Below are 12,329 nucleotides of genomic sequence, written 5' to 3'. Positions count from 1 at the left end.
TCGCACTCCTCTTAACAAAGCCGTCCGCCAACGGTATAGCAGATTATCATAGGTGGAGATGAAACTTTCTTCTCCGAAAGTTTTCCTATTATCCATCTTCGCAAAGCCTTTGCCTCTGGCGTGGCTATACGAAACGACAGCATCGTTATCATTTCCATACTGTACAAATCAATAAATCCTTGTTCAGAGCGGATTGTTCTCATCGCTTCCGCCTCCATCAGGAGACCTTCTTTGAATATCGTTTTGATTTGTGCGTTCACCTTGCCGGAGAAAACCCCGAGCAGGTCGGCAATCTCGCAAACTGACATCCAAACGGGAGCAGTCGGGATGTGTATGTCTCCATTCCCGCTAATGGTTATGATTTCTCTTTTCATCGTGCGTCCTCCTTTTCATTATATGGTGATATCGCTGAATTGCTCTATCTTACTTAACTTGTCGGAAAGGGTATTCATGTCCTGACTCTCTTTCTCGTGGGTGATTTTAGCATAAATCTGTGTCGTGCGGATATTGGTATGCCCGAGCATCTTGGAAAGCGTTTCAATGGGAACTCCATTGGTCAGACAAATTTCCGTTGCCATGGTATGGCGACTGGTGTGCCACGTTATGTTCTTCTCTATTCCGCAAAGCCCGATGATTGTTTTGAGGTTCTTGCGAGCGGTAATGTACTGCGGAACGGGCAGGAGATAATTTTCCTTTGCCATACCGTCGTACTTTTCGATAATCCTCATGGGAATGTCCATCAGCATAATGTTGGATTCCACGCCTGTCTTCTGTCGCTTGGTCATAATCCACAACTTACCGTCAAATGAAGTCTGCACATTGTCTTTGGTCAGGTTCTTCATATCGGTAAACGACAAGCCGGTAAAGCAGCAGAATACATACAGGTCACGCACCAACTCCATTGACTTGCGGCGAAACTTCAAATCCATCATTTGACGTATCTCGTCCTTGGTCAAATAATCCCTTTCCGTACTCTCGGCGGAGATACTGTAGTCCACGAACGGGTCTCGAACTATCCAGCCGTGATTTTGGGCAATGGTAATCATTCGGCGCAAAGGCATCATGTAAATCCATACGGTATTGTTGCAACACTGTTTTTCCGTGCGAAGGAAAATCTCAAAGTCCGTGATGAATGCGGGAGTAAGCTCTCGCAAGGCAATATCGCTCAGACGGTAGCGTGTCCTGATGAATTCTTCCAAGTGCTTATAGACCGTGCAATACTTGTCGTAAGTGGATTGGCTTCGTAAGCCTGCATCGACCTGCTTGGCAAAATCTTCATTGTGTTGGGCATAGACCGTCAGCAGTGTCTCGTGCCGCATCTCCAGACCCAAAAAAGCGTTTTTTACTTTCTCCGCTGTGACATAGTTGTCCCTTTCGGCAATCTCCTTGTATTTGGCATTGATACCCACCCGGATTTTATCCAAGAAGCGGTTGGTCTCCAATGCCACGGCACTCTTTCCCGACGCCCGGTTACTCTTGACATCCCATAGATTGGGGAGGATGTCGCATTTGCAGCTGAACTGTGCAATGGTTCCGTCGATGGTGATGCGACACATCACGGGAACGGAACCGTCTTTCTTAGGGGCGTTCTTTTTGAGGTAGAACAGAACCTTAAACGTACTTCGCATAACTCTGACTCTTTATAAGTTACAAAACTATTTATTGTCAGGTTATCCGCTGATACGCAATTCATTGTACTTTGACGGGAAAGATTCCAAGCATTCATTTTTTTGCCTTTTTTCTTCCTATTGTCCCTTAATCGAGCTATCTTTGCAGAAGATTTCAGTTGGGGGTTAGCCCATTCGTTACCGTTTTTGCCATTCCTTCCCAGTTAGATATAGGGTAATGTTTTAGTAACGCTGCTCTGTCCAAAGTTGGCAAAAGTTCGTCTTTTGGCGGTTTTTCCCAGAATGGTCGAACATTCAGAACTGACTGACCCACAAATCATTTGCTATGTCCGCTCATTTTTTGACCGTTTAGGATAGATTTTCAGCAAAAAAGGATATAATCCTTCAACAGAATGATTCATTTCATCTCTTGATTATCCACCGACAGAGAACTCAATAATAATAGAAATCACATTATTTTATGAACGAATCAGATGAACGGAACCACTAAAAAGAAGAGTTTATTTAGAAGGTGCCTCCGGTGTGGATGGAAAGATTTACCGGCTAGAATCTGCCGAAAAAAGAGAATATGAAGTCATGCGATTAATGAAACAATCCGGCTGAAAATACAAAGCGGCGCTTTGTGTGAGCTAAAGCTTAGCTTTAGGAGTCGTAAAGCTAAGCTTTAGCCTCCCCAAAGCGCTATGTTATTAACCGATGCAAAAATGCACTTTTTCGGGGGCCTCCCTAACACACGCACACACGTAAGCGCACGCGCATACACATACACACACGAACATAACTAAATACGCGTAAACTATATTATATACGCGCGCCTGTGTGTGGAAAAATTGTGGAGTGCATTTTCTGCATTTTTGCATTTTTCACCTCCGACAAGCTGTTCATAAAGAAAAGATTTATACGCATACTCTTCCATAATTCATCCCCTTTGCCCACGTATTCCGCTATTTTAAGGCTAAAAAGCACATTTTCTCCCGAAAAGTTTTTGTAATATCAGAGTTAATCGTATTTTTGTGTACAATTTTGGTGTAGTGATGACAGAAGAAGAAAAAAAGTTATTGAGTACCTTTGAAACGCAGCTACGGCATTTAATGTATTTGCACGATGAATTAAAGCGTGAAAATGCCGGGTTGAGAAAACTTCTTGAAAACGAAAAGTTGAAGAACGAGAAGGTGCAAGCTCAGTATGATGAATTGGAAGTCAACTATACAAACCTAAAAACAGCTACGGCAATCAGCCTTAACGGCAGCGACGTAAAAGAGACGAAGCTGCGATTGTCAAAATTAGTGCGTGAAGTCGATAAATGCATCGCTTTATTGAACGAGTAAAGAAGAAAGATGTATGAACGATAAGATAAAGATAAACCTGCAAATAGCAGATTCAAACTACCCGTTAACCATTAACCGAGAGGAAGAAGAAATGGTACGGGAAGCAGCCAAGCAGGTAAACATCAGGCTTAATGCGTACCGGGAATACTATAAAAACCTTGAACCGGAAAAGATTATTGCCATGGTAGCCTATCAGTTCTCGTTGGAGAAACTGCAATTAATGCAACGTAACGATACCACTCCGTATACGGAAAAGGTAAAAGAACTAACGGAATTGCTGGAGGATTATTTTAAGAAAGAATAATGCCACCGAGCCATTCACTGATAAAGAAAACACCACGCACTGCACAATATCCGAGCAAATGTATGCTCTGATATTTGGCGGTGCGTTTTTATTTATATAACTAAATTAATGTAAGAATGATAGCAATAATAGCAACAGCAATTGCTTGCTTCGTCGTAGGAGGAATCCTTTCATACGTACTGTTCCGGTACGTGTTGAAGTCCAAGTACGACAGTGTCCTGAAAGATGCGGAGACAGAAGCTGAAGTAATTAAGAAAAACAAATTGCTGGAAGTAAAGGAAAAATTCCTGAACAAGAAAGCTGATTTGGAGAAGGAAGTGGCACTGCGTAATCAAAAGATTCAGCAGGCGGAAAATAAACTGAAACAACGTGAAATGGTGCTCAGCCAGCGTCAGGAAGAAATCCAACGCAAAAAGCTGGAAGCCGAAGCCGTAAAGGAAAACCTGGAGGCGCAACTTGTTATCGTTGACAAAAAGAAGGAAGAACTGGACAAACTGCAACATCAGGAAATAGAAAAACTGGAAGCAATCTCCGGTCTGTCTGCCGACGAAGCAAAAGAACGTCTGGTCGAATCACTGAAAGAAGAAGCTAAAACGCAGGCACAGTCGTTTATCAACGACATCATGGATGATGCCAAACTGACTGCCAGCAAAGAAGCTAAACGGATCGTTATCCAGTCTATCCAACGGGTAGCTACCGAAACTGCCATCGAAAACTCCGTAACGGTATTCCATATCGAATCGGACGAAATCAAAGGACGTATCATCGGACGTGAAGGACGCAATATCCGTGCACTGGAAGCCGCTACCGGCGTTGAAATCGTTGTAGACGACACTCCGGAAGCAATCGTTCTTTCCGCTTTTGACCCGGTTCGCCGTGAAATTGCCCGTCTGGCTCTTCACCAACTGGTGACAGACGGACGTATCCATCCGGCACGTATCGAGGAAGTGGTGTCCAAAGTACGCAAACAGGTAGAGGAAGAAATTATCGAAACCGGTAAACGGACAACAATCGACCTTGGTATCCACGGTCTGCATCCGGAACTGATCCGTATCATCGGTAAGATGAAATATCGCTCTTCTTATGGTCAGAACTTGTTGCAACACGCCCGTGAAACAGCCAATCTCTGTGCTGTGATGGCATCGGAACTGGGACTGAACCCGAAGAAGGCAAAACGTGCAGGTTTGCTGCATGATATCGGTAAAGTGCCCGATGAAGAACCGGAATTGCCGCACGCATTGCTGGGTATGAAACTTGCCGAGAAATACAAAGAAAAACCGGATATCTGCAATGCTATCGGTGCTCACCACGACGAAACGGAAATGACCAGTCTGCTGGCTCCTATCGTACAGGTTTGTGATGCTATCTCCGGTGCACGTCCGGGCGCACGCCGCGAAATCGTAGAGGCTTACATCAAACGTCTGAACGATCTTGAACAATTGGCTATGGCTTATCCGGGTGTGACCAAGACATACGCTATTCAGGCAGGACGCGAACTCCGCGTGATCGTAGGTGCGGATAAGATCGATGACAAGCAGACAGAAAGCTTGTCCGGTGAAATCGCCAAGAAGATTCAGGACGAGATGACTTATCCGGGACAGGTGAAGATTACCGTTATCCGTGAAACACGTGCGGTTAGCTTCGCTAAATAAGTAAATATTCAAAAGAAGATTCAATACAAGGGCGAAGCAATTCGCCCTTTTTCAATTTATCATCATTCACTTCTCATGTTTGCAGCATCACGTAGCAGCATGCAGTCTAAAAGCATCAGCTTATGAAAAAGTACCAGTTTGAAGTCTGTGCCAATTCCGTAGAAAGCTGTCTGGCAGCACAGGCAGGCGGAGCCGACCGGGTAGAGTTATGTGCAGGTATTCCGGAAGGCGGGACAACTCCTTCTTACGGAGAGATATCGACAGCACGCGACATGCTGACAACGACTCGTCTGCATGTCATTATCCGCCCGCGGGGTGGGGATTTTCTTTATTCTCCCATCGAAGTGAGAACGATGCTGAAAGATATAGAAATGGCACGGCAGTTGGGAGCTGACGGAGTGGTATTCGGTTGTCTGACGGCAAATGGGGAAATCGACCTTCCTGTAATGCAAGAGTTAATGAAAGCCTCACAAGGGTTATCAGTGACTTTTCACCGTGCCTTTGATGTATGTCGTGATCCTGAAAAGGCTTTGGAGCAGATTATCGAACTGGGGTGTAACCGTATCCTCACTTCCGGTCAGCAAGCTACCGCCGAACTAGGAATCCCCCTGCTAAAAACATTGCAGACACAGGCTTCCGGAAGAATTATCCTGCTTGCCGGATGTGGCGTGAACGAAAAGAATATCGTCCGTATTGCTTCGGAAACCGGAATACAGGAGTTTCATTTCTCCGCACGGGAAAGCATCAAGAGCGATATGAAGTATAAAAACGAATCAGTATCGATGGGCGGCACTGTACATATCGACGAATACGAACGAAATGTAACCACCGCCCAAAGAGTGATAAATACTATTCAGGCTATAAAAAGCTGAAAACTGCGATAAACAGCGATTTATAGTCCTGCAATAGCATACCTGTTTATAAATAAGGGATAATCGTAATATAAATACCGGTAATAATAGCCGAGGTGATTACTCCTGAGATATTGGCTCCCAAGGCATCTCCCAATACGAATGAATCGGGATTATCTTTGCTTACTATCTTTTGGGCAACCTTTGCGGTGGTAGGTACGCAACTAACGGCTGCGATACCGATCACCGGATTGTAATTTCCCCGTTTGACAATGTACATGATGTATCCTCCGATAATCCCTCCGATACCGGAAAGTAAAAGTGCAACGATACCTAATACCAGCAATTTCAGAATCTTCGGATCGAGCAACAGATGTGCATCGCAAAGTACGCCCAGCAACACTCCCAACATAAAGGTCGAGCCATAGAGCAACGGACCACTGACAAAGTCATAAATATGCTTCATACCGGATTCACGAACGGCAACGCCCAGGAACAGGGAGAAAAACAATGGAGAGGCAACCGGAAACAAGAAACAAAGTACTGCGCAAAGAACAGCAGAGAAAGCCAGTTTCACTTTGGCATCGTAGTTCTTCGGCGCCTTCTTAGTCACCATCTTAATGGCACGGAAACGTTTGGGCACTAATAGCTTGACCAAATATGGATACCCTCCGTACGTCAGCCCCAAATACAGGTAAGCGACTACTGTAATAGGAACAAACAAATGTTTTGCCAGAGCCAGCGAAGTGAAAAGCACCATCGGACCGTCTGCACCACCTACCATAGCAACAGATGCGCTTTCCTTTAAAGTCAGTCCGAGCGCGGAAGCGATGGGCACGGTAAGGAACGTACCGAGTTCGGCACATAAAGCAAGGAATATACTCGCAAACGGTTTCTGGAGCAGAAAGCCCACATCCAGCAAAGTTCCGATGCCCATAAAGACAAAGCAGGCTATAAGCCCGTTACTGAAAGTCAGCGTGTAGACAGGTTGCAGAAAGTCTATCTGCATCGTATTCATCAGGTCATCCGTATCCGAAAGCATCGGATCGAGGAAGAGGTTACCTAATGTACCGTCCGGCATCATCAATGTTCCGCAGTTGATGGCTACCATGCCCAATCCCATCGGAATCATAACCATAGGTTCGAGCACTCCCTTCCAACCCAAATAGATAAGTAACAAACCGAGAAGTACCAGAAAGACTCTGGCAGAAGCCAGTAACCAGCCGCTTTCCATCATTGTGCCGATACCCTGAAAGAGGGTGGCAAAATCAATATTTTCCATAAATAAACGTCATTTTATTGTTTGTTGGTAGTAGATTTCTTTGTATTTTTCTTGTTGACATGCGCCAGTTCTTCTTCTTTGAGAAAGAACTCACGTGTATCCCGCGGATAATAATAATCCATCAGGTTCTCTTCCGACGCACCCGGACTTACTCCATGATAATAACCGGAATAGCCAGAAACATTCCGATTGATTCCACGGCTGAAATCTTCGCGATAATCTCCTAAAGTCCCTTCGTCCGGAAGAGGTATCTGTCTGACAAGCCTTTCTACTTTCTGCCGGTGTTGTCGCCAGCGATGTAACCGCAGCAGCTCCAGACGGTGAGAACTATAAAAATAAAAAGAATCTGCCGCATAAGCAATCAGTTTGATGACTGCCGCAACAAAAAAACCGATGAGAAAGGTGAGCCCCATCATAGCGAAAGTAGATATTAATAAATCAATCATAGCAATAAAAAATATAGGTTTTATAATATAATATTCAAAAAAAAGAAGAGGCGCCCAATGGTAAATCATTATTAAAATTTAGACACACATGAAAGTTAAATCCCATTGGGCACTCCTCATCACCCATATAGAAACAATCGGCAGATGTTATTTGCTTGAATCACTTCGGTATACATCTTTGCTTCTATACGACGTAACTCCCGTTTCACAACGAAAACACAATATCCTGATCCCGATACTTGATTAGGTATCCGGGAAATATATCACACGCTTATAGGAACAATAAATAAAAGGAGGGGCAGAGAGAAAAGATATACCTCACCCTGCCAATGGAAAATAATACAGCCTAAATAAGAATATGGGCTAATGTATAGACGTAGTATTTACACGAATATTTAGTGTAATTGACATCAAAACAGGTATGGCTCAGACGTTCCTCCGGAAGCAACGTATTCAGTGAGCTCAATATCTGTATTATTGCAGTATTTGTATTAAATCTCAGATTCTTGAAAGGAACAATGCTTCTAGGAAAAGATAAGTTATCAAAAATGCAGTCACTGACCTTACTGCCGTAAGTTCCGTCAGTCAGCAATGAATGAGTATCTTTACATGATTTATCGAAACCGGCAGAAGAGACACTGCAATTTGCTCCCGCATTGTATTGCATATCAATTGCCGGGACCTCAGTTTCTTTCTGAAATCCCTGCAATTCTTTATTGGAAATATGAGTAAATCCCAAAGCCAGAAATGCGAATGCTAATATGCAAAAAATGTACTTTGCCATAATTTGCTGCAAACGTAATCATTCTTTTCCAATAACAATGTATTAATGGTAAGAATTAACGATTATTGCACTCTGGCTCCTCTTTATAATCCATGTACTACTTTCATCAATTGCTCTCCCAGACCGATCGTATATCCTTGAGAAACAAAGACCACACGGTTGAAGGTATCGGCAATGATAAAGACAGGCAGGGTTGATTGATTCAACTTCATCGCATCAACAATCTGTTTTTGAATGCTGTTATCCACATCAATGCCATAAACAATGGTAGAGGGAAGATCTTTAAATTCATGGGTGTTGAACTTTTTATATTGCTCTTCCGAAGGGAAAAGAAAGACCATTTTACGTCCCCACTGTTCAAACTCGCTGCGCAAAGCCGCAATATCTCTTAAAGCATGATTGGTAGGCTCCTGCCCCACTCCGAGAACAGCAACCACAAAATAGCCGCGTCCGCAGGTTTGCAGGATACTTTGCAGGTCAGTACCTCCTACCGGACGATAGGTAGCTTCGGAATTGAAATTACCGATCACTTGCACCTGATCTTTACTTTCACGCATCACAAGGTCAACAGTAGTCGTCTTATCCGGTTCGATAGTAAAGAATGTGGTATTGGAGAGTACCGCACCACTAGCCAGGCGGGTTCCGGTCACCATCATATAATAACCTTCGTCCAGCTTTACTCCGTTTTTCAGGAGATTTGACCACGTAGCACCACCACCCATATCTACATCGCCTTCGTCATAATTGAGCAGTTGGAACGTGCCGTTCTTAAACTTGGAGATAGTGAAATGAGAATAGTATTTAGGATCGGATAAAGAACGTATCGGAGTATAGCTGGCTTTCAACATGCCGGTACGAGATTGTGTGGACCGCGAAGTCTCAAAGTTGACATCCTGCGGAGAAAGCCCATCGCTTAAATATTGAACCTTCCCGGTCACTTCATCAATCCAGGCTGGTATCCCTATGCTCCGGGCAGCTGCTACGAAGAATATATCACGGGACTTCTCATCAGCTACACGCGACTTCCATACTCCCATCGGAGAAATAGGAATCCGCTGAGAATTCAGTTCGTTATCGATCTTAATCTCTTTTCTGCACCATTCTATTAATGCTTTGGCATCATGAGCAGCATCAACAGGTGCCGATTTCAAGACTGCTTCAGAAATTGCATCATAAAGTACCTTTTTATAAGGAGTCAACATCTCATTCGCTATGCGAGGATTGAGCAACGCCCTTTTCACCAGATCAGCGTCCGTTTTTTCTCCATCTGATGTGTTTTTCAGATGATCGTTCAGTACATCGAGTGTCACGTCACGAAGATCTTTTGCCGAGATATTCTCTAATAACCACATACCCCGCATTTCCTCCCATGAAATATGTTTTTTCTCCTTTCTGATAGCTGAAAGAAAATCCTTCAATGTCTGATGGTTTCCACGCGAAGCAACCAGAAAAGCTGCCAACTTATCTTTCATAGTTTCAGGTTGCAATATATTCCCGTATAGTCCGTTCACCCATTCTTTTGCCTGTTCATCTGTCATCATCGTTGCCACATATGCATTGCGGATCGAATCTTCCTGTGCCATCCGGTGGTCATTTTCCGCCCGTTGTTCAGGAGTTACTTCGGGAAGGTTAGCCCCTTCTACCGGAGGAACAATATCCATCGGAAGTGTATAGCTTTCACCTTCTTTCTTATCTAAAGATAACTTCAAAGCATCTTCTTTTCCAAACGACAGTTTAGCATATCCGAATTTTCCATCCCTGGATGCCCATACCAACATATCTCCCTTGCCGGCAGTGAGGAAGGCTTTACCTTCGGCATCGGTATATTTCGTGGCTACCGTATAGAACTCAGCATAATTGTATATCTTAAATTCCACTTTTGCACCTGATACCGGATGTCCTTCCGTATCCGTCACCGTCACTGTAGCTTTGGCAGTAGGCGCATAATTGTCTATCACATTGATCTCCGTGTAATTCGGCGTTTCAAGCATAATCTCTTCCGGACCGGTATAGCGACCGAACACCTTTGTATGCATTAGCATCCCGCGACTGGCAGGAGCATTGAACCATCCGAGATTCAAAACCGGTTCGGGCTCGCAAGCTCCGAAGAAATACCACTGTCCATCCGCCCACGCTTCTACCCAGGCATGATTATCATCCGTATGCGCCCAACGGGGAGTATATACCTGCCGTGCCGGAATCCCCACCGAACGCAACGCAGCCACAGTAAATGTGGATTCTTCTCCGCAACGCCCATACGCTGTCTTCACCGATGCCAACGGCGAACTGGTACGTGCATCACTTGGACGATAGACTACCTTTTCATGGCACCAATGATTTACTTCCAGAATAGCGTCCTTCATGGACAGATGCTTCACCCTATCCTTCAATTCTCCATAAAACACCCGACGTGAGTCATCCAAATTCTCATTATTCACCCGGACAGGCAACACAAAATGCCGGAACAATTCATCCGGAATCTGATCTCCCCAAGGCATCTCAGTACGCGTCTGCCCGGACAAGCGAACATTCTCCAAATAATAATCTCCTGAATAATCCGTCACATCCCCTATCGGCATATAAGCATAGAGAAACATCAGAGCTTCCTGCTCATATACAGACAAGTCAGGATTCGAAAAAACAGTAAACAGGTCTCCATGAGGAAGTGCCTGCTTTTTCTGTTCAAAGTCTTCGGTCACTTGATTCCGATAATTCTCTTCTTTCAGAAAATGAGCGTTGTTGCAGGCATACAGCACAACAGACAGGATAAGAACGGATAAAAGATGAATGAATGTCTTCATAAGAGTGTTTGGTTTATTTTTAGATAATAAGATTGCTGATTCACAAAAATACAAGAATATTTTCTGAATGCCTAGATAAGTATATAAAAATGTGACAGATAAGAATAATATTGTCATCAAGGAAAGAGAACGGGAAAATTGTAACAGGTTTGTAACATCTCCGTGTCCGAACCTCTTATAAAAAGAAAAATCAGAAGAAAAAGAAGATTTTTATGTTTTACAGCATATAATTCAAAAACATTTTGTATCTTTGCAGTGTTAATAAAGAAAACAAGATGTAAAACCGCTCTTCAAAACGTGGAGGGCAAAAAAAGAGGAAACAAATTATGAAAAAGAATGCAAATGAAAAAATCATGATGTTACAGTACCGTATTAAACGTTATCAAGCAATGGGAAACGGTGCTATGTGCCAAACCTTGAATGGTAAACTTCAAAAACTGCTGACGAAGCAGCCAGCCATGTAATTAAACACACTAATATATATCATGAAAAGAGCGGAGCAACCACACTGGTTCTCCGCTCTTTCTTTTTATTTCTTCTTCAAAGTCACATCACTGATTTCTACTACACCACCCTTATTCTGTCCAAGAATAGCCACGTAACAGTCTTTCAGGATAGCAGCGTCATCATCCGTATCGGACACTTCCAGAGCAGGATTTGACTTCTTACTGCTGATAGCATTCACTACCTGTCCCATGTCATAGTAAACAACCACCTTCGTCCATTTGCCGGCATCCTTGATTTTGAAGTTGTACTGTGCACCGGAAGCATTCGGCTGGGCATCAGCATCGTAATCCCTGCGCATAAAGAAAGTAGTGTTCAGTTTACCGTTATCATTTTTTTCCTCGTTCGTCTGCTTGATATATACGCTGACCGGAGTTCCTGCCTCCTTTGCTTTTGCATAAAAAGTCAACACGTAGATACCTTTCTCCAAGCCGTCTGTAATACGTTGACCAAGAAATGCTTTATACCAGGATGTATTCTTCTCAGCACCCGAATTATCTATTTTCATCGCGTTCGGATACTTGGCATCTCCGGTCTGCTCCCAAGCGATTGTTGTCACTCCGTCCGCCTCATTATTCATAATGAACCACTCACCTGCCGTAGCCTTGTTAGGGTTGGTTACCTTGTTCGTTACTTCCGTAGCAAACTTTTCATTTTTGATCAGATTCTGCGCACTCACGCTTACTCCTGCGATAGCCAAAAGACTAACTAATAATACTTTTTTCATCTTACTGCGATTTTATTGTTTA

The 12,329-nt window shown here is 43.7% G+C and carries 12 protein-coding genes; 5 read left to right on the top strand and 7 right to left on the bottom strand.

The features are described 5' to 3' along the window. Nucleotides 1-11: 11 nt before the first annotated feature. Together KTR07_RS02840 and KTR07_RS02835 are read right to left on the bottom strand one after the other, a co-directional pair. Nucleotides 12-374, bottom strand: a complete 363-nt coding sequence (locus tag KTR07_RS02840) for a hypothetical protein (RefSeq protein WP_217315034.1) — start codon at nt 372-374, stop codon at nt 12-14. Between the two features lie 18 nt (nt 375-392). Further along, nucleotides 393-1,628, bottom strand: coding sequence for a site-specific integrase (locus KTR07_RS02835; RefSeq protein ID WP_117981146.1), 1,236 nt, complete (start codon nt 1,626-1,628; stop codon nt 393-395). Between the two features lie 1,034 nt (nt 1,629-2,662). Between KTR07_RS02835 and KTR07_RS02830 the strand changes: the two genes are divergently transcribed. From KTR07_RS02830 to KTR07_RS02815, 4 genes are all read left to right on the top strand, one after another. Continuing rightward, the gene (locus tag KTR07_RS02830) at nt 2,663-2,956 is read left to right on the top strand and encodes a hypothetical protein (protein ID WP_011109256.1); all 294 of its coding nucleotides are present in this window, start codon (nt 2,663-2,665) and stop codon (nt 2,954-2,956) included. 13 nt (nt 2,957-2,969) lie between these two features. Beyond that, complete coding sequence (locus KTR07_RS02825) at nt 2,970-3,260, top strand: cell division protein ZapA (protein ID WP_008760084.1); 291 nt, start codon at nt 2,970-2,972, stop codon at nt 3,258-3,260. Between the two features lie 116 nt (nt 3,261-3,376). Then, nucleotides 3,377-4,912 carry a ribonuclease Y gene (gene rny, locus KTR07_RS02820; protein ID WP_008760083.1) on the top strand — a complete coding sequence of 512 codons (1,536 nt, stop codon included), beginning with the start codon at nt 3,377-3,379 and terminating at the stop codon, nt 4,910-4,912. A 122-nt stretch (nt 4,913-5,034) separates the two neighbouring features. Beyond that, nucleotides 5,035-5,784, top strand: a complete 750-nt coding sequence (locus tag KTR07_RS02815) for a copper homeostasis protein CutC (protein ID WP_008764571.1) — start codon at nt 5,035-5,037, stop codon at nt 5,782-5,784. Between the two features lie 46 nt (nt 5,785-5,830). Here KTR07_RS02815 and KTR07_RS02810 read toward each other — a convergent pair whose 3' ends face one another. The 4 genes from KTR07_RS02810 to KTR07_RS02795 form a co-directional block, all read right to left on the bottom strand. After that, nucleotides 5,831-7,045: a sodium ion-translocating decarboxylase subunit beta gene (locus tag KTR07_RS02810; RefSeq protein WP_008760081.1), complete on the bottom strand. Its 1,215-nt coding sequence runs from the start codon at nt 7,043-7,045 to the stop codon at nt 5,831-5,833. A gap of 14 nt (nt 7,046-7,059) precedes the next feature. After that, nucleotides 7,060-7,491 (bottom strand): hypothetical protein, encoded by a 432-nt coding sequence (locus tag KTR07_RS02805; protein ID WP_062695555.1) that lies wholly within the window; start codon nt 7,489-7,491, stop codon nt 7,060-7,062. Nucleotides 7,492-7,837: 346 nt separating this feature from the next. Next, nucleotides 7,838-8,275, bottom strand: a complete 438-nt coding sequence (locus KTR07_RS02800) for a hypothetical protein (protein WP_008764569.1) — start codon at nt 8,273-8,275, stop codon at nt 7,838-7,840. An 83-nt stretch (nt 8,276-8,358) separates the two neighbouring features. Then, nucleotides 8,359-11,076 (bottom strand): transglutaminase domain-containing protein, encoded by a 2,718-nt coding sequence (locus KTR07_RS02795; RefSeq protein WP_008764568.1) that lies wholly within the window; start codon nt 11,074-11,076, stop codon nt 8,359-8,361. 326 nt (nt 11,077-11,402) lie between these two features. Here KTR07_RS02795 and KTR07_RS02790 point away from each other — a divergent pair, with 326 nt between their 5' ends. Beyond that, a complete protein-coding gene (locus KTR07_RS02790) occupies nt 11,403-11,540 on the top strand; it encodes a hypothetical protein (RefSeq protein WP_008764567.1) in 138 nt (45 codons plus the stop codon). Nucleotides 11,541-11,605: 65 nt separating this feature from the next. On the opposite strand, the gene KTR07_RS02785 is transcribed toward KTR07_RS02790, so the two are convergent. After that, a complete protein-coding gene (locus KTR07_RS02785; RefSeq protein WP_008764566.1) occupies nt 11,606-12,307 on the bottom strand; it encodes a DUF4627 domain-containing protein in 702 nt (233 codons plus the stop codon). Nucleotides 12,308-12,329: the final 22 nt, after the last annotated feature.

The sequence above is a fragment of the Bacteroides sp. MSK.20.82 genome, from assembly GCF_019052485.1.
In the GTDB taxonomy this organism is placed as follows: Bacteria; Bacteroidota; Bacteroidia; order Bacteroidales; family Bacteroidaceae; genus Bacteroides; species Bacteroides thetaiotaomicron.
The sequence above is the reverse complement of the archived record's forward strand: the minus strand, read 5'-3'. Positions and strand labels throughout refer to the sequence as shown.